Source organism: Cohnella kolymensis, assembly GCF_000829465.1.
GTDB classification, from domain to species: Bacteria; Bacillota; Bacilli; order Paenibacillales; family Paenibacillaceae; genus Cohnella; species Cohnella kolymensis.
In genome coordinates, this window is record NZ_JXAL01000006.1 from 14,237 (window position 1) to 37,518 (window position 23,282).

General features: G+C 50.9%; 25 protein-coding genes and 2 pseudogenes. 17 read left to right on the plus strand and 10 right to left on the minus strand.

What is annotated here, in order from left to right; translation table 11 throughout:
• Nucleotides 1-77: 77 nt before the first annotated feature.
• From SD71_RS06075 to SD71_RS06085, 3 genes are all read left to right on the plus strand, one after another.
• Nucleotides 78-1,304, plus strand: a complete 1,227-nt coding sequence (locus tag SD71_RS06075; RefSeq protein WP_041061024.1) for an MFS transporter — start codon at nt 78-80, stop codon at nt 1,302-1,304.
• A gap of 90 nt (nt 1,305-1,394) precedes the next feature.
• Nucleotides 1,395-1,682 carry an alpha/beta-type small acid-soluble spore protein gene (locus SD71_RS06080; protein WP_041061027.1) on the plus strand — a complete coding sequence of 96 codons (288 nt, stop codon included), beginning with the start codon at nt 1,395-1,397 and terminating at the stop codon, nt 1,680-1,682.
• A gap of 84 nt (nt 1,683-1,766) precedes the next feature.
• Nucleotides 1,767-2,474, plus strand: coding sequence for a DNA alkylation repair protein (locus tag SD71_RS06085; RefSeq protein WP_041061030.1), 708 nt, complete (start codon nt 1,767-1,769; stop codon nt 2,472-2,474).
• Nucleotides 2,475-2,493: 19 nt separating this feature from the next.
• Here SD71_RS06085 and SD71_RS06090 read toward each other — a convergent pair.
• Both SD71_RS06090 and SD71_RS06095 read right to left on the minus strand, forming a co-directional pair.
• A pseudogene (locus tag SD71_RS06090) lies at nt 2,494-3,332 on the minus strand (1,4-dihydroxy-6-naphthoate synthase).
• Complete coding sequence (locus SD71_RS06095; protein WP_041061032.1) at nt 3,333-3,986, minus strand: futalosine hydrolase; 654 nt, start codon at nt 3,984-3,986, stop codon at nt 3,333-3,335. It lies immediately after the preceding pseudogene.
• 147 nt (nt 3,987-4,133) lie between these two features.
• Here SD71_RS06095 and SD71_RS06100 point away from each other — a divergent pair, with 147 nt between their 5' ends.
• Together SD71_RS06100 and SD71_RS25835 are read left to right on the plus strand one after the other, a co-directional pair.
• A complete protein-coding gene (locus SD71_RS06100; RefSeq protein ID WP_326998709.1) occupies nt 4,134-4,649 on the plus strand; it encodes a DUF421 domain-containing protein in 516 nt (171 codons plus the stop codon).
• Nucleotides 4,612-4,842: a YetF domain-containing protein gene (locus SD71_RS25835; RefSeq protein WP_326998710.1), complete on the plus strand. Its 231-nt coding sequence runs from the start codon at nt 4,612-4,614 to the stop codon at nt 4,840-4,842. Before SD71_RS06100 ends, SD71_RS25835 begins: the two co-directional genes overlap by 38 nt.
• Nucleotides 4,843-4,928: 86 nt before the next feature.
• Here SD71_RS25835 and SD71_RS06105 read toward each other — a convergent pair whose 3' ends face one another.
• The 4 genes from SD71_RS06105 to SD71_RS06115 are packed head-to-tail and all read right to left on the minus strand — an operon-like array spanning nt 4,929 to nt 7,075.
• A complete protein-coding gene (locus tag SD71_RS06105) occupies nt 4,929-5,132 on the minus strand; it encodes a CsbD family protein (RefSeq protein ID WP_041061035.1) in 204 nt (67 codons plus the stop codon).
• Between the two features lie 46 nt (nt 5,133-5,178).
• On the minus strand, nt 5,179-6,192 hold the full coding sequence (locus SD71_RS06110) for an MFS transporter (protein WP_052476020.1): 1,014 nt from the start codon (nt 6,190-6,192) through the stop codon (nt 5,179-5,181).
• Nucleotides 6,193-6,197: 5 nt separating this feature from the next.
• Nucleotides 6,198-6,458: an MFS transporter gene (locus tag SD71_RS22045; RefSeq protein WP_052476021.1), complete on the minus strand. Its 261-nt coding sequence runs from the start codon at nt 6,456-6,458 to the stop codon at nt 6,198-6,200.
• Complete coding sequence (locus SD71_RS06115) at nt 6,455-7,075, minus strand: TetR family transcriptional regulator (protein WP_041061038.1); 621 nt, start codon at nt 7,073-7,075, stop codon at nt 6,455-6,457. The genes SD71_RS22045 and SD71_RS06115 overlap by 4 nt, the downstream gene beginning before the upstream one ends.
• Nucleotides 7,076-7,208: 133 nt before the next feature.
• Between SD71_RS06115 and SD71_RS06120 the strand changes: the two genes are divergently transcribed.
• Nucleotides 7,209-7,670 (plus strand): hypothetical protein, encoded by a 462-nt coding sequence (locus SD71_RS06120; RefSeq protein ID WP_041061408.1) that lies wholly within the window; start codon nt 7,209-7,211, stop codon nt 7,668-7,670.
• A 13-nt stretch (nt 7,671-7,683) separates the two neighbouring features.
• Complete coding sequence (locus SD71_RS06125) at nt 7,684-9,987, plus strand: ATP-dependent DNA helicase (RefSeq protein ID WP_041061041.1); 2,304 nt, start codon at nt 7,684-7,686, stop codon at nt 9,985-9,987.
• 74 nt (nt 9,988-10,061) lie between these two features.
• Here the strand turns inward: SD71_RS06125 and SD71_RS06130 are convergent, their stop codons facing one another.
• Entirely contained in the window at nt 10,062-10,289 is a 228-nt protein-coding gene (locus tag SD71_RS06130) for a hypothetical protein (protein WP_152619356.1), read from the minus strand.
• A 147-nt stretch (nt 10,290-10,436) separates the two neighbouring features.
• On the opposite strand from SD71_RS06130, the gene def reads away from it, so the two are divergent.
• Together def and SD71_RS06140 are read left to right on the plus strand one after the other, a co-directional pair.
• A complete protein-coding gene (def, locus tag SD71_RS06135; RefSeq protein ID WP_041061048.1) occupies nt 10,437-10,955 on the plus strand; it encodes a peptide deformylase in 519 nt (172 codons plus the stop codon).
• A 96-nt stretch (nt 10,956-11,051) separates the two neighbouring features.
• Nucleotides 11,052-11,981, plus strand: a complete 930-nt coding sequence (locus tag SD71_RS06140; protein WP_052476022.1) for a hypothetical protein — start codon at nt 11,052-11,054, stop codon at nt 11,979-11,981.
• A gap of 55 nt (nt 11,982-12,036) precedes the next feature.
• On the opposite strand, the gene SD71_RS06145 is transcribed toward SD71_RS06140, so the two are convergent.
• Nucleotides 12,037-13,194 carry an iron-containing alcohol dehydrogenase gene (locus tag SD71_RS06145; RefSeq protein WP_041061051.1) on the minus strand — a complete coding sequence of 386 codons (1,158 nt, stop codon included), beginning with the start codon at nt 13,192-13,194 and terminating at the stop codon, nt 12,037-12,039.
• 143 nt (nt 13,195-13,337) lie between these two features.
• Between SD71_RS06145 and SD71_RS06150 the strand changes: the two genes are divergently transcribed.
• From SD71_RS06150 to SD71_RS06170, 5 genes are all read left to right on the plus strand, one after another.
• Nucleotides 13,338-13,685 (plus strand): DUF3243 domain-containing protein, encoded by a 348-nt coding sequence (locus SD71_RS06150; protein WP_041061053.1) that lies wholly within the window; start codon nt 13,338-13,340, stop codon nt 13,683-13,685.
• Nucleotides 13,686-13,898: 213 nt separating this feature from the next.
• Nucleotides 13,899-14,963, plus strand: a complete 1,065-nt coding sequence (locus SD71_RS06155; RefSeq protein WP_407637525.1) for a DUF3900 domain-containing protein — start codon at nt 13,899-13,901, stop codon at nt 14,961-14,963.
• A 103-nt stretch (nt 14,964-15,066) separates the two neighbouring features.
• A complete protein-coding gene (locus tag SD71_RS06160; protein ID WP_152619357.1) occupies nt 15,067-17,208 on the plus strand; it encodes an alpha/beta hydrolase in 2,142 nt (713 codons plus the stop codon).
• Between the two features lie 82 nt (nt 17,209-17,290).
• A complete protein-coding gene (locus SD71_RS06165; RefSeq protein ID WP_041061062.1) occupies nt 17,291-17,815 on the plus strand; it encodes a sigma-70 family RNA polymerase sigma factor in 525 nt (174 codons plus the stop codon).
• 1 nt (nt 17,816) lies between these two features.
• Nucleotides 17,817-19,229, plus strand: a complete 1,413-nt coding sequence (locus SD71_RS06170; protein ID WP_041061064.1) for a DUF4179 domain-containing protein — start codon at nt 17,817-17,819, stop codon at nt 19,227-19,229.
• A 57-nt stretch (nt 19,230-19,286) separates the two neighbouring features.
• On the opposite strand, the gene SD71_RS06175 is transcribed toward SD71_RS06170, so the two are convergent.
• Entirely contained in the window at nt 19,287-19,685 is a 399-nt protein-coding gene (locus SD71_RS06175; RefSeq protein WP_407637526.1) for a ketopantoate reductase C-terminal domain-containing protein, read from the minus strand.
• 123 nt (nt 19,686-19,808) lie between these two features.
• Nucleotides 19,809-20,197, minus strand: a pseudogene (locus tag SD71_RS22050) (2-dehydropantoate 2-reductase N-terminal domain-containing protein); the annotation flags it as partial.
• A gap of 275 nt (nt 20,198-20,472) precedes the next feature.
• Here SD71_RS22050 and SD71_RS06180 point away from each other — a divergent pair.
• From SD71_RS06180 to SD71_RS06190, 3 genes are read left to right on the plus strand one after another with little or no spacing between them, the layout of a single operon-like run.
• Nucleotides 20,473-21,495, plus strand: a complete 1,023-nt coding sequence (locus SD71_RS06180; RefSeq protein WP_041061066.1) for a LacI family DNA-binding transcriptional regulator — start codon at nt 20,473-20,475, stop codon at nt 21,493-21,495.
• A gap of 37 nt (nt 21,496-21,532) precedes the next feature.
• Nucleotides 21,533-22,426 carry a carbohydrate ABC transporter permease gene (locus SD71_RS06185; protein WP_041061414.1) on the plus strand — a complete coding sequence of 298 codons (894 nt, stop codon included), beginning with the start codon at nt 21,533-21,535 and terminating at the stop codon, nt 22,424-22,426.
• Nucleotides 22,416-23,243: a carbohydrate ABC transporter permease gene (locus SD71_RS06190; protein ID WP_041061068.1), complete on the plus strand. Its 828-nt coding sequence runs from the start codon at nt 22,416-22,418 to the stop codon at nt 23,241-23,243. Before SD71_RS06185 ends, SD71_RS06190 begins: the two co-directional genes overlap by 11 nt.
• Nucleotides 23,244-23,282 lie beyond the last annotated feature (39 nt).

Below are 23,282 nucleotides of genomic sequence, written 5' to 3' on the forward strand. Positions count from 1 at the left end.
AAATTGGGCGTTTTTGTTATTACTTTTGGGCAGGTTAAAACGGTATTTGGATTTCACTGCTCTAAGAGGAGATGCTCATGCACGAAAGCCATAAACCTGCTCATCATAGAGGCAGCCTGGATAAACAGACTTGGCTGCTGCTTATCGTCAATGGCCTTTATATAACGGCAAATGCTCTGTCCGGCACATTTCTCGGCGTTTACATATGGAAAGAAAGCAATAACTTTACCGTACTCGGATGGTTCACGCTGCTCACCAATGTGTTCATGGCCGTGACTTTCTGGATCGCAGGCAACTGGGTGAAAGAAGGTAACAAAATGATATGTCTGCGGATCGGTACCGCTGTGTCTGCGGTGTTCTACGCCACTGTGCTTCTGCTCGGCAAAAACGCTTTTCATTATATTTGGCTGCTTGGCATCATTCAAGGATTATCGATCGGTTTCTTCTGGCTGTCCTTCAACGTGATCTATTTCGAAGTGACCAATGCAGGCAATCGAGACCGATTCAACGGATGGACGGGGGTCATGGGCTCTGTCGTGGGCATGATCGCACCGTGGTGCTCGGGGTATTTGATTTCCAGGTTAGCGGATGAGAAAGGGTACCGAATTGTGTTCATGATCTCGCTGGGCATCTTTGTGGCGTGTGTGGCGGTCAGCTTCTTTTTGCGGAACCGGAGGATGGAAGGCAATTACCATTGGCTGCTGCCTTTCCGGATTATGAAGAAGCGGGGAACCCCGTGGCGGCCGATCTTTGGAGCGCTTGCCGCACAAGGACTGCGTGAAAGTGTGTTCGGGGTGATGATCGGGCTGCTGGTATTCATCCACACCGGCAGTGAGATGCAGCTGGGTAATTTTGCGCTTATTACCTCAGCGGTAGGATTCGTCAGCTTTTATGCGACCGGAAGATGGTTGAAGCCTGCCTGGCGCCCTCCGGCTATGTTGGTCGGGACCATTGTGATGACGCTTGTGATCATCCCGCTGTTTTTTGGCGTGAACTATACGAATTTATTGATCTTCGGCATCGGGGCCGCTTTGTTTATTCCGCTTTACACCATTCCCATGACATCTGCGGTATTCGATATGATCGGAACGGCTGAAGACAGCGTCAAGGAGCGGGTTGAGTATGTGGTGATGAGAGAGCTGGCGCTCAATGTCGGGAGAATCACCGGTATGATCATTTTCATCACGACCGTATACGTGAGCCGGGAGCCGCTAGTGATCAACTGCATGCTTCTGTTTGTGGGGAGTGCTCCGATCCTCAGCTGGGTGTTCATGCGCAAGAGGCTGTTACCTCAACATCGGTGATTGCTGTTCCTGTTTGCGAAGCACATAAAGTGAATCCAATGAGGCATGTTATGGGGACACATCAAATCGTACAGAAAGACGGTGCTAGGTATGTCGAGAAGGGGACGCAGAAAGCATTTGGTACCCGGCGCAGGAGACGCGCTTAATGTTTTTAAAGGAGAGGTCATGCGGCGGGAAGGTTACGCGGTTGACCCAAATCGGCCATCGGACGTCAAATACGAAGTCGCCAAAGACATGGGAGTGCCGCTAAATCCCGTTTACAACGGACGGCTCGAAACCGAAGACGCCGGTAAAGTAGGCGGCAAAATCGGCGGAACGATGGTCCGCGAGATGATTCGCATGGCGCAGGAACGTCTGGCGAAACCGCCGCAGCAGTAGAGCAATACGGAAATACGCTTTTACAGGCCATGCTCATCGTATATGATAGATTGTGCAAGATTTCTATTGTGGGATGGTGCGGCTATGACACTGGGGGAAGTAATGAAAAGTCTGCAGGAAATGGGCACGGAACAGACGAAGCAAACGTTTATCCGCCATGGCGCGCAAGAGCCTTTGTTCGGCGTTAAAGTCGGCTATTTGAAGAAGCTGGTCAAACCTGTGAAAAAGGATCAAAACTTGGCTTTGGCGCTGTACGAAACCGGTAACAGCGATGCGATGTACTTGGCTGGACTTACGGTAAACCCCCAGACAATGTCAAAAGAAACCCTGCTCACTTGGGCGCAGCAAGCAAACTGGTACATGCTGTCTGAGTATACCGTTGCAGGCGCCGCTGCCGAGAGCCGATTCGCGTTAGAATTGGCCCGGGAATGGATCGAATCCGATCAGGAATGGATTGCGGCATGCGGCTGGAGCACTTATGCAAACTACATATCCATAACATCGAATGAACAATTGGACATCAACGAAATACGCGGTCTCCTCAAGCGCATTGAAGCGACAATACATGAAGAAAGAAACCGCGTCAGATATGTGATGAACAGTTTTGTCATTGTCACAGGCTCCTCAGTTGAATCTCTTCACGAAGTAGCCATGGAAACAGCCGCTGCCATCGGAAAAGTTCATGTCGACGTCGGCCGAACCGCGTGCAAAGTACCGCTTGCGGCGGATTATATCCGAAAAGTCGCAGCCGCCGCGAAGCTTGGAACAAAGAAAAAGACATGTATCTGCTAGGCTGGAAGTGTACAGACACTTACCGCAGCATTGCCGGATCGAAAGCCGGTACCAACCCTGCCTCTGAAGCCCGGCTGAGCAAAGCGTTGACAGCGGCGTAGCCGGCGTCGCCCAAATTTGCAGTAAAGTCATTCACATATAGCGCGATATGCGCTTGCGCCACTTCCGGTGACATTTCCTGCGCGTGCTGCATGACATACTCGCTGGACACGTCCGGATGAGCCACGCATATTCGACGGATGCCCGCGCCCACCGGCTGATTGCGTCCAAATCCAGTGACCGCCGGGCGATGATCGCTCCGAGTGGAATCGGCAGGCCGGTATCCGACTCCCACCAGCTTCCGAGGTCGGTCAGCATGCTGAGCCCATACGAGGGATACGTAAAGCGCGCTTCATGGATGACCAGGCCTGCGTCGATGCTGCCATCGCGCACCGCCGGCATGATTTCATGAAAAGGCATCACCACAATTTCCCCTACTCCACCAGGCACCTGCTGAGCTGCCCACAACCGGAACAGCAAATACGCAGTCGAGCGTTCACTCGGTACAGCCACCCGCTTGCCCGTGAGTACCGCAGGATCTTGTGCATTTCCCGTGTTGCCGGCCGTCAATACCAGCGGTCCGCATCCTCTGCCCAGTGCCCCTCCGCAAGGAAGCAGCGCATATTCGGACAGCACCCATGGCAATGCCGCGTAGGATATTTTAAGAATGTCCCCGCCACTGGCGGTAGTCGCTAATTTATTGGTTATATCGATATCTGCATAAGTAACGTTCAGCTTCGGCGCTCCGGGCACAAGTCCGTGTACCCATGCGTGGAACACAAATGTATCGTTAGGACAAGGGGAAAAGGCAATATTCAACTAAAGCACCTCCGGTAAAATAGAACTTGCTGCTTGAAGCGACTCCAGCGCTTCTCCGATTCGCCATGCGGCGCGGTCTCTCGGACCGACCGGGTTGGATATGGCACGGATTTCAAGGACAGGTACGCCGTACAGTCGGGCTGCAACTGCAACACCATAGCCTTCCATGGCCTCGGCCGCAGCTTCGGGCACTCGTGCGGCTAATCGCTCGGCAGTCTCGCTGGTCCCGGTTGCGGTCGACACGGTGAGGACGGTGCCGAAGCGGGATGTTATCCCGGCCGCAGACAGCTTGTCCGTCACTTTGGCCGCCAATTCTCTATCGATCTTGATACGCGCGGATCCGAAACCCAACTCGTCCAAACTGATAAAGCCCTCTGGGGTCTCGGCTCCCAAGTCGGCGGCGACAATTTCGTCCGCTACAACAACGGTCCCGATTGCAGCCCGCCCGGCGAAGCCGCCGCCAATCCCCGCGCTGATGACTAACCCGTAATTGCCGGCGGTTAAAACTTTCGCGGTTTGGGCTGCTGCCACAGCCGTGCCGACTCCTGCCGCAATAACCTCAAACCGGTCGTCGCCGCGTACACCGCGCATTATGGCATCTCTCTCAGCCGCAACGGCAGTAATCACGAGTATGCGTTTTTGTGTTTTGATCATACGATTTATCTCCGATACTTTTACATCTGCGGACTTTACTCATTATATACCTATCCCATTCTGCTGCAAATGCATTGGCTTCGCTGTCAGTTCAGGTGGTATATGAGTATGTTCTTTCCCCCATAATGATTTGTGGAGGGATTGAAAATGCACACTTATATTGAAATATTATGGCGAACGGTTTTGACCTTCATCATCCTTATGGTCTTTGCGAGAATTCTTGGTAAAGAGGTTGTTTCAAATATGACGTTTCACGATTTCGTAACCGGAATTACAATCGGAGCCATTGCGGCTAATCTTGCGTTTAACGTCAAGATTAAAGCGATAGATCTGGTATTATCTCTTGTTGCCTTTATGGCCGTATCCTTCTTGGTAACCGTAATAACAATGAAATTCAGAAAATCAAGAGTCTGGTTATCGGGTACGCCGACGATTGTGATTGAACGGGGGAAAATTCTCGAGAAAAATATGAGCAAGATTAAATACACGATAGATTCCTTGAATCAATCCTTAAGACAAAAGGGAGTATTCGATATCCGCGAAGTTGAATACGCTGTGTTGGAGGTTAACGGGGAGCTGGCTGTCATGAAGAAGGATGAATATAAGACCGTGACGAAAAAAAGATTTGAAGCTTCATTCTTCCGATTCGAACTTTCCCATTGAGCTGATCATAGACGGTAAGTTCGTCGAAAAAAATCTTCATGAAAATCATATTTCAAAAAGAAATGTACAGCATCAAATAAAGAAAATGAATAAGAGGACTGAAGATGTCTTTTACGCCGTACAAGGATCCGATGGCAAACTCTATATCGATCTTTACAGGCATGACATCGAAAATCCGATTGATAAAGAGTAGACGGACACGGACGGCCCGGACATGACGAAAGCCAGGAGCTCCATCTCCTTGGAGCTTCCTGGCTTCTTATGTGCACGGTTGTAGGTTTAGTTGCGGTGGGTGGCAGACCAGTCATCATATTCTTTCTCTGCCCTGTCTTTTGCGAAACCATAACGCTCTTGAAGCTTGCCGACAAGCTTTTCCCGCTCGCCGTCAATAACGTCCAAGTCGTCGTTCGTAAGTTTCCCCCATTGCTTCTGGGTTTCCCCCTTCAGCTGCTTCCACTTGCCTTTAAATACGTTGTTGTCCATTGGAATCACTCCTTTGTACAATTTCGAACGCAGTATTTATTACCCTCTACGCCCCGAATTCAACCGTAGACCTTGAAGAGGGAGCGGCAGACGGATGATGATCGCGGAAAAGCCTGGGCAGTACGAGCCGGTAATACACACTGGCAGTCAACAGGCATAATCCTGCCACAATATAAAGCGCACCAATGGAAACAAAGGATGGAAACGCGATTGCAATCAAGCCAAGAGTCAGAGATTGAGCGAGCATGATGACAGGTTCGAACCAAGCGACGACTCGCCCCATCTTACTTGGCTCCACGAGCTCGGGGATCCAGCCCCCTAACACGACATTAATGGGCGAGACCAGGATGCCGACAATGAGTATAAGGATTAAATAAAGCCAAACACTCGTGATGCCCGAGAATAGAACGATTAGTATTCCGGATGAGAACATACCCGCAATCAATACGGCAGTCGCCGAGAATCTTTTGATCATTGCGGAGGACAGCGCGCTGCCGATCATAAACCCGATACCGAGGAACACCATGACCAGGGGAGAGTAAGTCTCGTATTCCTGCGGACTGAGTTTGTATTTCATTGTAAAAACCGGGAGAATCGCGAACACCCCGTCAATAATTCCGAACATGAAATATCCCGAAAGAATGGCGAGCAGTAATCTGTGATTGCGGATGTAACGAAACCCTTCACGAAAATCAGAGAATATTGAGCGGACGCCGATGTCTTTCAAACGGGCTTTGCCATTCGGGAGCCGGATCTCTAGGGCAAACCGGCACGACAACACCAAAATACCGGAGATCACAAAGCTGACGCCGTCAATGATGATGGCTCCTTCAATTCCGAAATAACGGTAAGATGCGGCGCCAAGCCCCATCCCGAAAAGCATGAACATCCCCATGACCATCTGGTTCATACCGGCGGCCCGCACATATTGCTCGCTGCTCAATGTGCCCTGCATCAAGCCCATTTCGGCAGGCCCGAAAAACTTCGCTGCTGCGCTGCGAAGGAAGAGTATAGCAAACGCCGCAACTATCCAGTCCTGATGTATGGCGAGCAGAAGCATTGCAGTTAAACCGGCACGGATCCAATCGCAGTTGCCGCAATACGCTTGCGGTCCAGACGGTCGGCGAGCACACCGACGAACGGAAAAACAAGCAAGACCGGCAAAGCATACATGAGCTCAGCCAGTGTTGTGTAATAGGGCTGGGAACTGAATCGGTCCAACATGTAAAAGGCAAAGGCCATACTCCCGACAATACTGCCCAGCTGTGAAGTGAAATTGGCGATGAACAGCTTGGTGAAGGTCATGTTTCTGAAAAGCTGCATCATTGCACTTTCACCCCCAGCAAATGTCTCAAGTACTCAATTAGGGCATCGATTTGCTTAACCGATTCCGTCTTCTCCGGCCCAACTGCCAGCTGATGTATAAGAATACCGTCCAGATGCGAGGAAGCGATCTTCACAGCTAATTCAACAGGGAGGATGGGGCTCAACTCACCGCGGTCAATCCCGAGCTGTATGAGAGGCACTATGCGGGCAATCGCCTGGTCATACCTGCGGGTGAACAAGGCCCTTCTTGCTTCATTGCGGTAACCTGAGATGTAAAATTCATAAAAAGCGAGATCCGTGTTGTTGTCCGACGAAGCCAAATCGGTTTTGACTTGGCTGAACATTAACCGGATTGCATCCCACACTGAGGAAGTTCCGGACAACTTTGTCTGCATTTCTCGGCCGCTTTCTTCATCTTTCTTCTCCATGAAGGCTTCGAATATTTCCTCTTTGCTCTGGAAATAAAGATAAATCCAGCCCCGGCTCATTTGCGCTTCCTCTACGATATCCTTCATCGTGACCGGTTCATAACCTTTACGGGCGAAAACGCGTTCCGCCGCTTCGAGAATTTGCCTTATTCGCTGCTCTCTGTGCTCATCCGATACTTTAGGGGACATGAAAATGCTCCTTCATAAAATAAATGAATCTCATGTCATTTATAATAATGACACTCAGTTCATTTTACAAGCAAAATTTGGTATGTATGTTACAATTATATTTATCACGAACAAGAATACGGAGGCGCGGCGAATGCTAAGTTTTGAAGAAAAGATTGCCGTAATGGACTCGTTCCCGGAGCTGCAGCGGAAAGATGTGTCGCTCGGACGCGTCAATTACCACTATGAGCAAAGTGCATTTGACAAGAAAATGGTCGGCTTTCACTTCCATCCCAATGGAAATGGGTTTATATTTGCAGGCCGGTTTGAAGGTTATGAGACGGATGACAAGGGATTCGTCAACGTTCGCGATTACAATGCTGAGCAGCTCCGCACCCTTGTGGCAGAGTCGATCCGTTCATTGACCGGGGAAGCGTCTCCCGAGCTGCAGGATGGGGAAGAAGAGAATTGGACCGGCCCCAACGGTTCATCGCTTAGCGTGAAATACGAGGACGACATGTGGTACATTTTCGCAGGCCTTAACCTGGATGCGGCGTTCGAAACGTATCAAGAAGCTTTCGATTACTTGAAGGAAGAAGGTTTTACCCGGAAATAAATGGGAGCGGATTATGTCTGAAACGGTTGCTTTATCCGTAAGAAGCCTGGTCGAGCATGTGTTCCGGAGCGGCAGTCTGGATACCGGATTCCGTACAGCTGCCAGCCTCACGGAAGGCAGTAAGGCGCACCAGAAAATCCAGAAGCAATACGGTGAGCAGGATCAGAAGGAAGTCTATTTAAGCTCGGAGATCGTTCACGGCGATCTCTTATTTGTCATTGACGGGCGCTGCGACGGCCTGCTGCAGACTGAAGACGGCCTGTTGATTGATGAGATCAAATCCACGGTACTGGACCTTGAGCATATAACGGAAGACCTTTATCCCGTTCATTGGGCGCAGGCCAAGTGTTACGCCTATATGTACGCCAAGAAGAATGATATATCGGGCATGCGAATCCGATTGACATACGTTCAGATCGACACGGAAAAACAGAAGAGGTTTGAGCAAAAGGCTTCTCTCGAGGAACTGGAGCATTTTATGGGCGATGTGATTGAGCGCTACGCTCCTTATGCCCGGATGATTTATCGACACAGAAGGAAGAGAAACGAGAGCATCGCGAGGCTGGAATTCCCTTTCGAGACGTATCGGGAGGGGCAGAGAAAGCTTGCAGGCTCGGTATACAAAACAATCGAAGAGGGCCGGAAATTGTTCGCCAGAGCCCCAACCGGCATCGGCAAAACGATCTCTACCCTGTTTCCTTCCGTGAAAGCGATCGGGCAGGGAACGGCGGACAGTCTTTTCTACCTCACAGCCAAAACCATAACGAGGACTGCGGCAGAAGAAGCTTTCGCTCAAATGGCGGGCAAGGGGCTTCACATGCATGTCGTTACGGTCACCGCGAAGGACAAGATTTGTTTTCATGCAGATACCGGCCTCTGCGGAAGCGGGCAATGTGAATTCGCGGACGGTTACTATGACCGCATTAACGGCGCTATGCTTGACTTGTTATCCAACGAAACCCGCATCAGCCGTCAGGTGATCGAACAATATGCGCGGAAGCACAAGGTGTGCCCGTTCGAATTCTCGCTTGATGCCGCATATGCCGCAGATGCCGTAATTTGCGATTACAATTACATATTCGACCCTCGCGTATCCTTCAAACGGTTGTCCGCCGAGCATAAAGGCAGCACCGTTCTGCTCGTGGATGAGGCGCACAATCTGATTGACCGGGCTAGAGAGATGTTTTCCGCCACATTGGACAAGAGGGAGTTTCTGGAGCTGCAGCGCGAGTTTAAGGGGAGGCGTTCGGAAATTTACGCGGCGGTGAAGGCGATCAACGACTTCTTCATCAAGCTGCGCAAACAGAGCGAGCATCAATCGCTCGTTCTGGAGGATCAGCCGGCAGAATTGAGGGAGTTGGCGGAGGCATTCAGCGGGCAAGCGGAGAGGGAGCTGGCAATCAACGGGGCGGGCCAGGCGATTGAGCGGCTTCTTGACGTTTACTTTGCCGTTCAAACCTTTCTAAGAATTGCAAAGCTCTACGATGAACGGTATGTCACCTTCGTCGAAGTGTCGCGAAGCGACGTGCGGCTGAAGCTGTTCTGCCGCAACCCGGCTCATCTGCTGCGCCAGACAGGAAAGGGTTACCGCTCCCATATTTATTTTTCCGCCACACTTTCTCCACTTCGTTATTATATGGACATGCTCGGGGCGGATCCGGACGATTACAGCGTCTCCATCGCCTCTCCGTTTTCCGCTGACCAGTGGGAAGTGTCCGTCATGCCGATATCGACCCGTTATCGCGATCGTGAGCGCAGCATAGCGCCTTTGGTGCGGCTGCTGCATCGGCTGCTTGATGAGCGCCCGGGAAACTATCTTTTCTTTTTTCCGTCCTACGAATTTATGAACAATGTATACGAAGCGTTCGCCGCTGAGAAGGGCACTGTCAGAACCCAGCTTCAGACCTCTGAAATGAAAGAGGACGAGCGCGAGAGCTTCCTTCTTGCGTTCGATGCCGATAATGAGCAGGCTTTCGCCTCGTTTGCCGTTATGGGCGGCATTTTTTCCGAGGGTATCGATCTGATCGGCAACCGATTGAACGGTGTTGTGGTCGTTGGCGTGGGAATGCCGCAGATCGGCATGGAACGGGACCTGATTAAAAATTATTTCGACGGGGAAGGCAAGAACGGATTCGATTATGCCTACGTGTACCCCGGTATCAACAAAGTGATGCAGGCGGGAGGAAGGCTGATCCGCTCGGAACAGGACCGGGGAATTCTCGTGCTCGTCGATGACCGGTATCTTCAGCCCCGCTACCGGCGGCTGATGCCTGAGGAATGGAGCGGTCCTAAGGTGATCTTACCTGATAATCATTAATTAGGAGGTATTAGCAAAAACCGCGAGCCCGGGTGCCTAAGCACTTGAGCTCGCGGTTTATTTTCCGTTATCGCTTATTGCGAAGCGGAAGCACTTGCAGATGGGCTGGCCGACGGACTCACGGACGGATCAGCCGGAGTCGTAGCAGATGGAGTGCTGCCGCCTGCATCCACGCTCCCGCCGTCGACACCGTTATTGTCGTTGTTGTCACCGCAAGCCGTGGCTCCGAACACCAGCGTGATACCCATCACAGCGGTGAGCAGCAGGGTCAGCGGTTTGCGTTTCTTCGCTTGGTTGTCCATGTGAAGATCCCCTTCTTTCATTCTGGATGTGTTTTATTGCTCTCCTGTAAATACCCAACTTGGCTTCAAAGTTAAACGCTGCAGGATGCACATGAAAAATTCTTCATGTTATATTTGAGTTAGATGAAGGAAAGGGGCTATGTCACCGTGGCCGTACTAAAAATTTTACCGTTTGGAGAATCCGTGCTGCGCAAGAAGGCGAAGCCCGTCGATGCGATTACACCCAAAGTACTGAAGCTGCTTGACGATATGGCCGAGACACTGTACGCCGTGCCGGGGCGGGCGGGGCTCGCCGCCCCGCAGGTCGGGATCATACGGCAAGTGATTGTCATGGATGTCGGAGACGGCTTGATCGAGCTGATTAATCCGCAGATTGTGGAATCAAGCGGGGAACTGGAGGGCGTCGAAGCCTGTTTGTCTTTTCCGGGATATTACGGCTACGTCAAGAGGGCGAGCCAGGTCAAGGTTCAATACCTGAATCGGCAAGGAGAACCTGTCGTGCTGGAAGCAACAGGGCTGCTCGCCCGCTGCATACAGCATGAGGCGGATCATCTGCATGGAATCCTGTTCGTAGACCACGTGCAAGAACCATGGCTTTATCAGGAGCAGACCCATAGCAAAATCAACCTGCTGGAGGTCATCAGAATGACCAATCAAGGCCGTTAAAAGTCTGTCGATTTTTGCTTCGCAGGGTTCGGAAACGGGTAAATCTTCCACTGAGTCTGTCGGAACGATCCGAGGGATAACAGGAGGAAAAATGATATGGGTATGTACCGCAAAGCATCCATTGTCGCACTGGCCGTTGCATTGCAAGCGGGAGCTGCGACCGCTGCTTATGCAGCCAAGCCGTCAGCGCCGGCCGCACAGTCGAAATCCGCTCAGGCAGCAATGGTGTACAACAAGTTTGAACAGTCGCTGAAGAATCCTGCCAAGCTCGCCTACACGATTCAGTATCTCAACAACCACATTCACGAAGTGACGGCCGGACAAGCAACTTTGATGGTGCTCCATCTGGAAACCGCTCAAACCCGGGCTTTCTTTCAGCTTCAGAGTGAAATGATCAAACCGGCTGTTCAGAAAGTGATTGTTCCGGCTGCCGGCAAGAAGGGCACTACTTTTACGGCTCTCCTCAGCGTGATCAAGGACAATAAAGTTCGTAACTTACTGATGAAGGCAAGAGATGCGGGCTTGAAGGTTGTTACATCCGAAGGCATGTATTACCTCGAATTGAATTATGGAATTTATCGGAAATACCAGCCCTTTGTGGCCAAAGATATCAGTGACTATGTCGGTGTGATGATGATCGAGAGGGACCGGCCATCCGCGAGAGATGGGGCGCTGATCATCGGGTGGACGGAATTGGCGGAACGGACGGCGAAGCAGCTGGATTTCTTGGACAATTACAAAGGATCGAACCGTAAACGGGAAATTTCGGGACTTTACGAGGGCAATAAGCTTAAAATGTTCTACGGCTTGAATAACACCCCTTTATTCGACCCTGTCACCAAGGAGATCAATCCGAATGCCCGCACGGCTTATAACACACTGCTTGCCGCTAACGCCGGAAGCAGCAACAAGCTTATCGTAAAGCTTCAAGCCTTCATGAATCTGGTGGAGAAATCGGACGGCAAACGGACGATTGAAATTAATGAATTCCTCAAGACACAGGTCCCTGTAAGCAACGGCAATTGACAAAAAAGCTGCAACCGCCGTAAGGCATCGGTTGCAGCTTTTTTTGTGCTTGTCTTTAGAGCGACTTGCGATATATCGCAAGCACGTCGTCACGGTCGAGCTTTTTGAAATGACCGAACGGACCGTACACCATCGCCTTGTCCGCCATCACTTCCAGTTTGTCGCCGCCGATACCGTAATCGGCCAATCGGCTTGGCGCGCCGATGGAACTCCAGAACGATCGCACGGCCCGGATGCCTTCCATTGCCGTCTCACGATCGGATTTCCCGGCAGGATCGATACCGAATACGTTCACGGCAAGTCTCTTGAACCGGGGCACCCCTTCATCCAGTACATATTCCATCCAGTTGGGGAACAGGATCGCCAGGCCGCCGCCGTGCGGGATATCATACACAGCGCTCACTGCGTGCTCGATATTATGGGTGGCCCAATCACCCTGAACTCCCATCGCCAGGATGCCGTTCAACGCCATGGTGCCGCTGTACAATACCGTTGCGCGATGCTCGTAGCTCTCCAGATTTTCGAGCAGCTTCGGTGCTGTCCGGATAACCGTCCGCAGGATACCCTCGCAGAATTCATCCTGTACTTGCGTATTCTCACCGTGGTGGAAGTATTGCTCGAACACATGCGACATGATATCGACCATGCCGTAGATCGTCTGGTTTCTTGGAACACTGAACGTGAACTGGGGATCAAGGATCGAGAAGCGCGGGAAGGTAAGAGGACTGCTCCAGCCGTATTTCTCCTGCGTTTCCCAATTGGTGATGACAGAGCCCGCGTTCATTTCCGAACCGGTAGCGGCCAAAGTCAGCACGGTTCCGAAGGGTACCGCAGATGTCGGCTTCGCTTTGCGGGTAATGATATCCCACACATCGCCCTCATATTTGGCGCCGATGGAGATGGCCTTGACGCAGTCGATGACGCTGCCTCCCCCGACGGCGAGAATAAAATCGATGTCTTCCTTTTTGCAAATATCGATGCCCCGCTGTACCGTCGTCAAGCGCGGGTTGGGCTCCACGCCGCTCAGTTCATGTACGTTCGGGCCTACATGGCCCAACACCTGATCGTACAGACCGCTTTTCTTGATGCTGCCTCCGCCGTATACGAGCAGAATATTGTTGCCCCCATATGCGGGAATCAGACTGCGGAGCTGATCCAATACTCCTTTGCCGAACACGAGCCGTGTAGGGTTATAGAAAGTGAAGTTGTTCATAGGCTCCTCCTCGTCACTCTTATGCTTTACGGAATCGAGTTTATCATTTCCACTTAGCGGAAAGCAAAACCCGCAAGGGTTCAAAACCCCGCGATACGGTTAAAAATTAGAGCGAAATCAAATCCATGCAAGGAGGAATTCGGATGGCGGAGTACAACCATGTTGTCGGAAAAGACGGCGAGGTCGAACCGGGCAAAGTGGAACAAGCAATCTCGAATATGGACCCCGGGCAGAAAGATCGGATTTTAAGCGACTTTGAGGAGTTCAAAGGCTATCTCGGAAAGAGAATGAAACTTGCGGAGAGCATCGGTCTCGGCGAGGAGCAAATGGCTGTCATTGGACAGAAGGTCGGCGATTACCTGGCCAGCCATGAGGAGCCTCGCAACAGCGAGGAGATGCTGCTCCAAGAGCTGTGGAAAATAGGCACTGAAGAAGAGCGTCATAAATTGGCTCATATGCTTGTGCGCATGGTGCAGACGACGAAGCACTGATTCGCTTCAAGCCGAAAGGCTCCCATTCCGGCGACGGAACGGGAGCCTTTTTTCGTTTGTTGCCGGGAGTATATTAACCGAATTATATGCTTTACATAGCAGATTGTCAGCGGTAAACTTCGATAGAAAGAAGCGGCCGCGCGTCACAACTACATCTTGTCCAACAGGGAGCCATTATGAAATTTTCCATTCAATATTTGTCTTTTTTTTGTTATTCGCAGCGAGGGCACAGACCCGGATGGCCCTAAAAAATACAAGCATTATCAAACGTTAACGCACGAGGAGTACCAGGACAGCGAGCTTAGAACATTCCTGGACAGTGAGTTTAAGAGAATCGCCAAGCGCAAAGCGGAGGTCAATCCGGCTGCCGAACAGGTCCCGACGAAGATCGGCCGTTTTATTGTGGAGCCGGGCCACGAGCTGACCAGCAATCCGAACTATAATCTGTTCCAGCGATTGAGAACGGCTGCAGATAAGAACGAATTTCATCATTCCGCTGACGATCTGCTCCGAATCTATATGGATACGAATGCGGTCAGAGGCGGGGCTTTTATATTGGCGCTTGGAAAGCTGAACGAATTGTTCGACGAGCCGTTCCTGTTTCTGCTGAAATGTGACTTCGAGTCCAATATCGCCCGCATATCGGATGAGAAAAGCTTGATTTCACACGTAGAGATGGCGATTAGCGCGCGTAACATCAAGTCTATTCAATATCCCCACATGCCTGAGGAAGGGATGCTGGAGGAGTGGGAGCTGAAAATCCATCAAGCTTCGCATGCGCGGTATTTCGAGGAGTTTCTCAAATATGTCACCTATGAAAAATCAAAGCCGGAAATCGTAAACGAGCAGGTCATGGGTTTGGTCCATCAGTTCATGGAGGACAAATGGCAGGATTCACAGGTGGAGGAGCGCCGTCAGGAGGAGCAGCAATTGGAGGTTTGGGCAGCTTCTGAAAAAAGGGAGCTGCAGGAAAAATGGGCGCACGAGCATGTGCTTGAAGCGGCTGCCCAAATTATCGAGCATCAGCCGGAGCTCGAGCTCAAGTTCAAGCTGGGCGATGTCGCTGTGAAAGGGCTTATGGCCGATTACGGCGAAAGCATTCATATCGCCCGCATGAACGGCCGTTATGTGGTGTTGATTGAAGGAGAATCCTTTCAGTTCGATAGAGGGGTATCCCCGATTGAACTGCTGCATCCCGAGGATCTGGGCGACGTTCTTCGGCGTATGGAGCAGAATGCGCGCAAGGCGGACGACGGGGAAACGCCGTGGGATGAATGATAATTGATGTCAGACTGAGGCGACTTTAATGAACCTTGAACGCAATGTAACAAATATACGGTTAAAGCCTGTCCGTAACCGGATAAGGCACAGGTTATCCCGCATGCATCGGTTCGATGTCGGCTTATGGAGATTTGCCATAGCCGGTGTCTGGGTATTTACCTGCTTAGCTGCGGCTGTCGCTGCATTAGGCATGCCGACAGGTTTAGGCGCCATATTCGATATGCTCGGCGGAATTGTCTTGAACACCGTTGCGCTTGGGATTGCCTCGGCGATCGTAATGATCGTGCTTGCGGTGTCCGGCCTGCGAATCCCCCGGTTCTTCACGGGGAGTATCCTTTATTCCATCGTACTGACGGCTGTCCTCTTCTATTTCTCAGAGTTTAATTTGCCAGCCTCCATCGTGTTGGCGGTCCTCATTACCGGAGCGGCGGCTCTCTTGCCGGTGGCAGGAGCATGGCTTGCCGGCTGGGTTAAAGAAACGAGCACTGCCTCAAAGCTGGCGGCTGCGGCAGGATTGATTGTGGTTTGCACTGTCTTTTTCACTTCTATCCTTTCAGATCAGAACGATGCCGGCATTTCTGCGGCAGTTTCAGCCGTTAATCCTCTATCTGTTGACCCGTCGATACCCGGTGACCACGCCTTCAGCTATTTTACATATGGAAGCGGGCAAGACCGGCACCGTCCCGAATACGGCAAAGAAGTCCGGCAGTTGTCGACATCCGTTGACGCATCGGCCTATATCAAAGATTGGCGATGGCTCCGCACGATGTTCTGGGGCTTCGACCAGAAGAAGCTTCCTCTTAACGGAAGGGTCTGGCTGCCGGAGGGGCCAGGGCCATATCCCCTTGTCCTTATGCTTCACGGCAATCATCTGATGGAACAGTTCTCGGATGAAGGATATGGCTATCTCGGCGAATTGCTGGCCGGCAGAGGGATCGCGGCTATTTCCATAGACGAGAATTTCTTGAATTATTCCGTATGGTCGGACCTCCCTGAGGCGGATATGAAGGTGCGGACCTGGCTGTTGCTCAAGCACATTGAGCAGATCCAGACCTTTAGCAGGGACCAAAGCTCTCCGTTCCATGGCCGGATCGACTTCGGGCGCATCGCCCTCCTCGGGCACTCCCGCGGAGCTCAGGCGGCCGCTATGGCTGCGGACCGGGACAAATGGTTTAAGGAAGACAGCGCTCTGCCGCGCGCTGACAGCTACTCGGTACAGGGCGTGGTCGCACTTGCCCCAACCGATACATTAGTGGACGGTAAGCAGGCGGAACTCAAAGATATTAGCTTTTTAACGATTCACGGTGCGAAGGATTCGGACTTGGTAGATTTTCACGGGGATCGGCTCTACGGAAGGACACTTTTTCCTCACAACGCCAATGGGTTCAAGACGTCCCTCTATATCGCGGATGCCAATCACAGCCAGTTTAACACCGAATGGCAATCCGATGCTGCTCTCCCGACACGTCTCTTTATAACACCGGCAGGACAGCTTAAGGCAGAGGAACAGAGGCATATTGCCGAAGTGTATGTGTCAGCATTTCTTGAAACTGTGTTAAAAGGATCGTCGGAATTTCACAATCTGTTTCGAGATTATCGCACCGCATTGCAACTGCTGCCCGCAAGCCGCTATTACAACAGATACCAGAACGGCAGCTTTCAACGGATTGCGGATTACGAGGCGGACGATCGTGCGAAATTATCGTCATCCACGATGGCTCAGGCGGTTAACATGTCTCAATGGCGGCACGTGCAAGCCGTCAATCGGCAGCGCGAAGCCAAAGGAAACAAGGGAGTCATCCTCGAATGGAAGCAGAGCGCTTCGTATGAGGTCAGCGTGATTTCCGGCGACTTCGATCCGACAGACGATTCTGTCGTATCTTTCGCTATGGCCGATTACGGACATGACCTGTCTGCCCGGAGCACTCTAGCCGACATTTCTATAGAAGTGGAAGCGGAAGATGCCGCGGGGGTCGCCGTACGCTTGCCGCTGGCACAATTCATGGACATTCAGCCTCTGCCGGTGACGGATTATACTTGGCTGCCGGGCAAGGAATCCATTCTGCTGAAAGACAGGTACAAAGAGCCTTCCGAGCCGGTTTTTCAAACCTATGAACTTCCGCTTCACAAATTTCATGATGCAAATGCCCGGTTCGATCCTTCCAACTGGACGAAGCTCACTTTGTATTTTGACGGTGGACCGGGAAAAGCGATGCTTGATGACATCGGGTTAAGTCGGTAATTCGGCTTTGCCCTTATTTTTTGTAATCCGCATAAAACCGTTTGGCGTTCTCATCAGTCTAATCAGGAAAGGGGGAAGCTTCATGACGATCGAACAGCTTGTTCTGGCGGCGCAGCAAGGTGATGATGAAGCTTTCTTCCAGCTGGTCAGCGCCGAGAAAGAACGCTTATATCGAATTGCATTCGCTTATTTAAAGAATGAGAGTGACGCCTTGGAGGCCATTCAAGAGATAACCTGCAGGGCATATGTGAAGCTTCGTAAAATAAAAGAGCCCCGATATTTCGCGACATGGCTGATCCGCATTCTGATTCACTACTGTATCGATGAGCAGAAACGCAAGCGGAAAGTGGTCATCCTTACTGAATTTCCCGAGAGGAAAGCCGACTCTCCGCCATCGGACGACAAATTGAGCTTGGAAGGGGCCATCGACCGTCTCGCACCGCATTACCGGCACATTATTATTTTGAAATATTATCAGGACATGACGCTTACCGAAATCGCCCGCCTGCTGGAGAAGCCTGAAGGCACCGTGAAGACCTGGCTGAACAAAGCCCTGAAACAACTGCGAACCCATATTGGTCCGGAAGGGTGTGGGGAATTTGCCTGAAATGGATTTCTTAGAAAATGAGTTGAGCAAAGCGGGAAATCGAGGAGCGCACTCACCGATTCCAGACAGCGTGGACTTTCATATTCTGCAAGGGATCGAGAAAGGACGTGCCGAGCGTGATGTCAGGCGCAGGAGCTTCCGCCGCAAAATAGGGTCGAGTGCGGCTGTCTGCCTGCTGCTCATTTGCTGCGTGTTCAGCATCCGCATATCGCCCGTCTTCGCATCCATGGTTCGCGATATACCCGGTATGGAGGCCTTTGTGGATTTGATTCGCAACCAGGATCGCGGACTGCAGCTGGCGGTGGACAACGACTTCATTCAGCCGGTCGGGGTGTCCGATGAGCACGATGGCGTCCGGTTTACGGTGGAGGGGATACTTGCGGATGAAACCCGGTTGGTGATTTTCTACGCCATAGAGGCTGCAAATTGGGAGGCGGATGCTCGAATCGACAATCCTGCTGTAAAGGACATCCATGGCAAATCTTTGCCTGCATCATATAGTTATGGGGATCCTTCGGATTCGGAGCAAGATGGCCGTGCGAATGTGTATAGAGGCACCATTGATATGCAAATGGTTGGGCAAGCCATTCCCAAGGAACTTGTGTTGTCGACAAAAATAAAACTGTATGATAACAGCCTCGCTCCGGTTGACGCCAGAATCTCGGACATCCCTCAACCGAGAGTTGCCGAAGTGCCGGACGATCGACCGGTCTATCAAGTTACGATACCGGTCGATCATGCCAAGTTTGCGGGAATGAAAGAGGAATATCCGTTGAATAAGACAATCGAAGTCGAAGGGCAGCGGATCCATATTTTAAAAGCAACGGTTCACCCCCTCCGCATCGCGGTCGAGCTTGCCTATGACGAGAAAAACCTGAAGCACATTTTCGGCCCGGGGGACATTCACCTGACAGACGATAAGGGCACGGTTTGGAACTCGTATCTGGCGACGGGCAACACCATCTATTTCGAGAGCAATTTCTTTGATAAGCCAAAAGAGCTGTACGTGGAAGGGAAATGGTTCCGTGCGGTGGAGAAGGACAAGATGGAAGTCGTAATCGATACCGACGCGAAGAAAATGATCAAAGCACCGGACGACAAACTTAGGCTGAAGGAAGTTGCCGAAGTGAACGGATTTCTAAAAATGACCCTCGCCTATGTTGTGGACAATGAAGAGGACAATATGGGTTACTCGTTCTTGGAACAGGCTTTCAAGGATGGGGAAGGGAACACGTACAAGATGGCCGACGTAGCAAATGTCGTGTCCTCCACACGCTCATTTAGGGGCGAAGGCACTGCCACATCAGAAAGCTATCATTACTTGAACATCAAAGACTACAATCAACCCTTAACCTTTAAAGTGTGGAACTATCCGAATTATATCAGTCAGCCGTATAAGGTTCGAATCAAGTAAACTTTGGGGCGGAACCCTGCAGATGATGACACGCTGCAGAGTTCCGCCCCTTTTCATTTATCTGCGCTTGTTTTCATAAATTTCGAGGTTTTGAAAGATAACTTCCAACAGAGGTGCCTGCACGCCATGATCATGTGCCAGCTCTACTAAATAACCATGCATGTCGTGTTCGGTGGGCAGGCCTTTTTGCATATCCCGGTGCATGGAAGAGGTGCTGTCCGGCAACATGTCTGGAATTCCTTTCATATAACGATCTACTAGATCGTCAGCCAGCTGTCCGCCGGCATGTCGAATGACCTCTGCTGTTTCCGTGAACGCACGGCGGAACCAATCCAGACCGCCCGGAGTATCACGAATGTCGCCGACCGTTCCTCGAAATAGCGTGGTCAATCCGGCTAAGGCGCTGATATAGGAATATTTCTCCCATAGATCCTGCTTGATATTTTCCTTCTCCACTAATGCCGCTACTTTTGAAAATAGGGATTTGATTTTGTTATACAGCTCATCGGGAATTTGACCGTAATTGCCGTAGGTGAAACGGTTAAAGGGTGTCAGATGAATGATCCGTCCCTGCTCATCCAACGTGGACTCGGCTCGGGCGACACCGCCTAGCAAAGGCTGTTCAGGATACATTTTCGCAATCTTGTGCATATGCCGCATTCCGTTCAAGAAGGGAAGGAGTACCGTTTGCTCATGCAAGTAAGGTTGATATCGTTCAATACCGCGTCAAGCGCGTATGACTTGCAAGCCATAATGACAAGATCGAATGGCTCTGCGGATTCCCCGCTGACGAGCATCGTCGGCCGGCCATTGAAGTCTCCCGCAGGGCTTACCACGACCAGCCCTGTTTCTAGCAGCTGCCGCTTCCTTGCTTCACGCACTAACAGAGTGACATGGAGCCCCGCTTCCAACATGCGAGCAGCCAGAAAACCGCCGATCGCACCCGCACCCACAACTAATATTTTCATTTCCCCGTTCTCCCTTCAAACCGCCGCTTTTAATACCCTAATGATAGAGAAAAATGGGGTTCGGATTCAAGCTGGAATTTTTCGCGGCACTACACTTATTTTCAAAGTAATCGCCCAAATAGGTTAAGCGGTTAATACAATAATCACATATTATAAATAAATTTTTAGAAAATAAAGGATTGAAATCGCTTTATTGTGCCTTTATAATGATTTCAAAAGGTTAAGCGCTTAAGTAAGTATTGCGGCAACCTAATCAACGTCGGCAGGTGGAAAAATTGAAGCGTGTCACTCTGAAAGATGTTTCGGAAAGAGCGGGCGTATCGACCGCGGCCGTATCTTATGTACTCAATGGACGGGAAGGCAAAGTGTCGCCGGAAACCGTGGATAAAGTGCACAGCGCGGTTAAGGAATTGAACTATATTCCCGATTTTTCAGCCCGGAGTCTGGCTAACAACAAGTCAAAGCTGATCGGAGTTGTCATCCCGCAAACGGAGGATCAATCCCAGCTGCTGCTGCAAAACCCTTTTTACAGCGAACTGGTATGCGGAATTGAGGGAAAGCTTCGGCAATCGGGATACCACATGATATTGTCAGGGGTCGATAAAGGAGCCGGATATCTGGATACATCGATGCAGCGCAACCTGGATGGAGCCATTATCATGGGAATCTATCAGGAAAGCTTTTATGAAGAGTTAAAAAAAGTGAGCATGCCGATCGTTCTCATTGACAGCTACATCAACGACAGCTACTTCAATGTGATCGGACTGGATGACGAAGAAGGCGGCTATTTGGCAGTGAAACACCTGATCGACAACGGGCATGTCAACATTGCTCTTGTCACCGGGATGATCCGCAAGGATGGAGTCATTGAGAAGCGTTTCCTCGGCTATAAAAGAGCTCTGAAAGAAGCAAATCTTTTCTACAACGCGGATTATGTGTTCGAGCACTCCGTCAGCTACGAGTACGGCGAACAAGCGGGCCGTATCATCGCGGACAAACACCCTGAGATTACCGCCGTTTTTGCCACCAGCGACCTTGTTGCCTTGGGTGTTATGCGCGGCCTTAGCGAGGGGGGGAGGAAGGTGCCTTACGATGTGTCGATTATCGGGTTTGACGATATTTTCTATGCGAGAATGTCTACTCCACCGCTCACAACAGTGAAACAAAATATTACAGCTCGGGGCGCTATGGCGGCTGAGCGCCTGTTGTCCGCAATCCAGAATGCCGAGCATCGCACCGATCAGCCCATTCTTATGCCGCTTGAGCTCGCAGTCCGCCAGACCGTAAGAAAGCTTTAATCCGGCAGGCCCAATAAGACGGAAAGGACACATGCATATGGCAGGACAGCGCAAATGGAACCGTCGAACTGCGGCTTTTCTCTTTTTGTTACCGGCTATACTCGGACTGATGCTGTTACAGTTGGTCCCTATGATTGCTTCCATTGTGATCAGCTTCACGGATTGGGATCTGCTGACGAATTGGAAGCAGGCGAATTTCGTCGGCTGGGACAATTACACTCAAGTATTCAAAGATGAGAAGTCGTATACCTCTCTTCTTAACGTGTTTGTTTTTCTCATCGGCTATATGCCGCTTGTGATGGTGTTCGGGGTTTTGTTTGCGGTGCTGTTGAACCGGAACATCAGAGGTGTGAAATTTTACCGCGCTGCGATATTCGTACCCGTCATCACCTCTTGGGTAGCTGTTTCCATCGTGTGGAGGTGGCTGCTGAACGGACAGAGCGGAATCGTCAACTACCTGCTGTCACTGGTGGGAATCCAGGGTCCGGTTTGGCTTCAGGATCCGACCTGGGCGATGGCGGCCGTAATAGCGGTCACGGTATGGAAGGACGTCGGATTTGTTTCGATCATTCTGTTGGCCGGTTTACAGGATATCTCAGATGACTACTATGAGGCCTCCGAATTGGATGGAGCTTCTGCATGGAACAAGTTCCGCAACATTACATTGCCGATGCTTACACCTTCCTTATTTTTCGTAATGACCATTTCGTTGATCAATTCCTTCCAGCTGTTTGACCAGGTGCTGATCATGACCAATGGCGGTCCCGCAGGCAGCACGAGCACTATTGTGGAGCAAGTATATAAGAATGCGTTCCAATTTAACAAAATGGGATTTGCGTCCGCACAGTCCTGGGTGCTGTTTGTCATCATTTTCGCGGTCACGTTCCTTCAGCAATGGCTTCAAAAAAGGTGGGTCGTCTATGAAAGATAAACGTTGGACAGTCAAAAGCATACTTACGCATATCATCCTGCTCGCTGCCACCGTCGTTCTGGGATTTCCTTTCGTGTGGATGCTCTCGGGAGCTTTCAAAGACAGCCTTGAAGTCGTCAAAATGCCGCCGCAGCTCATTCCGTCGAATTGGAAGTTCGATAACTTTACGGAGATTGAAAAGTATTTTCCGATTTACAAGTTTCTGTTGAACAGCGTATTGACAGCCGGCGTTACCACTTTGTTGCAGCTTCTCGTATGCACAATGGCGGCGTATGTGTTTGCGAAAATTCCGTTCAAAGGACGCGGCGCGGTATTTATGTTGTTCCTCATTACGATGATGGTTCCCATGCAGGTCACTTTAACGCCTTTATTTATTCTTTTTCAGAAAGCGAATCTCATCGATACGTTCACGGGATTGATCCTTCCCGGTATTTTCAGCGCTTACGGCACGTTCTTGCTTCGCCAGCACATGATGACCATTCCCAATGACCTGATCGAAGCGGCCTTTATGGACGGCGCATCCTACTATCGGGTGTTCTGGCAATTAATCCTTCCGCTGATCAAGCCGACATTGGCCGCTTTAACGATATTCGCTTTCATGAGTTCCTGGAACAGCTTTCTCTGGCCGTTAATCGTCACCAGCAGCAAAGATGTGATGACGCTGCCGCTCGGGCTCAGCAAGCTGCAAGGCCGCTGGGCTACGGAATGGAACATTCTGATGGCAGGCAATGTGGTCAGCTTCGTTCCGATTTTTCTCGTGTATCTATTCGCTCAACGCTATTTCATTAAAGGGATGACGATGAGCGGTATCAAATAGACCGAGTTCACTGATGCGGGAGGTGTTGAGCCAAGGGCA

What these genes read in the sequence shown, in the direction of transcription:
- SD71_RS06075 (WP_041061024.1), top strand. Translation starts at nt 78, where the DNA reads ATGCACGAAAGCCATAAACCTGCTCATCATAGAGGCAGCCTGGATAAA.
- SD71_RS06080 (WP_041061027.1), top strand. Translation starts at nt 1,395, where the DNA reads ATGTCGAGAAGGGGACGCAGAAAGCATTTGGTACCCGGCGCAGGAGAC.
- SD71_RS06085 (WP_041061030.1), top strand. Translation starts at nt 1,767, where the DNA reads ATGACACTGGGGGAAGTAATGAAAAGTCTGCAGGAAATGGGCACGGAA.
- SD71_RS06095 (WP_041061032.1), bottom strand. Translation starts at nt 3,986, where the DNA reads ATGATCAAAACACAAAAACGCATACTCGTGATTACTGCCGTTGCGGCT.
- SD71_RS06100 (WP_326998709.1), top strand. Translation starts at nt 4,134, where the DNA reads ATGCACACTTATATTGAAATATTATGGCGAACGGTTTTGACCTTCATC.
- SD71_RS06105 (WP_041061035.1), bottom strand. Translation starts at nt 5,132, where the DNA reads ATGGACAACAACGTATTTAAAGGCAAGTGGAAGCAGCTGAAGGGGGAA.
- SD71_RS06110 (WP_052476020.1), bottom strand. Translation starts at nt 6,192, where the DNA reads ATGCTTCTGCTCGCCATACATCAGGACTGGATAGTTGCGGCGTTTGCT.
- SD71_RS22045 (WP_052476021.1), bottom strand. Translation starts at nt 6,458, where the DNA reads ATGATGCAGCTTTTCAGAAACATGACCTTCACCAAGCTGTTCATCGCC.
- SD71_RS06115 (WP_041061038.1), bottom strand. Translation starts at nt 7,075, where the DNA reads ATGTCCCCTAAAGTATCGGATGAGCACAGAGAGCAGCGAATAAGGCAA.
- SD71_RS06120 (WP_041061408.1), top strand. Translation starts at nt 7,209, where the DNA reads ATGCTAAGTTTTGAAGAAAAGATTGCCGTAATGGACTCGTTCCCGGAG.
- SD71_RS06125 (WP_041061041.1), top strand. Translation starts at nt 7,684, where the DNA reads ATGTCTGAAACGGTTGCTTTATCCGTAAGAAGCCTGGTCGAGCATGTG.
- SD71_RS06130 (WP_152619356.1), bottom strand. Translation starts at nt 10,289, where the DNA reads ATGGACAACCAAGCGAAGAAACGCAAACCGCTGACCCTGCTGCTCACC.
- SD71_RS06140 (WP_052476022.1), top strand. Translation starts at nt 11,052, where the DNA reads ATGGGTATGTACCGCAAAGCATCCATTGTCGCACTGGCCGTTGCATTG.
- SD71_RS06145 (WP_041061051.1), bottom strand. Translation starts at nt 13,194, where the DNA reads ATGAACAACTTCACTTTCTATAACCCTACACGGCTCGTGTTCGGCAAA.
- SD71_RS06150 (WP_041061053.1), top strand. Translation starts at nt 13,338, where the DNA reads ATGGCGGAGTACAACCATGTTGTCGGAAAAGACGGCGAGGTCGAACCG.
- SD71_RS06160 (WP_152619357.1), top strand. Translation starts at nt 15,067, where the DNA reads ATGCATCGGTTCGATGTCGGCTTATGGAGATTTGCCATAGCCGGTGTC.
- SD71_RS06165 (WP_041061062.1), top strand. Translation starts at nt 17,291, where the DNA reads ATGACGATCGAACAGCTTGTTCTGGCGGCGCAGCAAGGTGATGATGAA.
- SD71_RS06170 (WP_041061064.1), top strand. Translation starts at nt 17,817, where the DNA reads ATGGATTTCTTAGAAAATGAGTTGAGCAAAGCGGGAAATCGAGGAGCG.
- SD71_RS06185 (WP_041061414.1), top strand. Translation starts at nt 21,533, where the DNA reads ATGGCAGGACAGCGCAAATGGAACCGTCGAACTGCGGCTTTTCTCTTT.
- SD71_RS06190 (WP_041061068.1), top strand. Translation starts at nt 22,416, where the DNA reads ATGAAAGATAAACGTTGGACAGTCAAAAGCATACTTACGCATATCATC.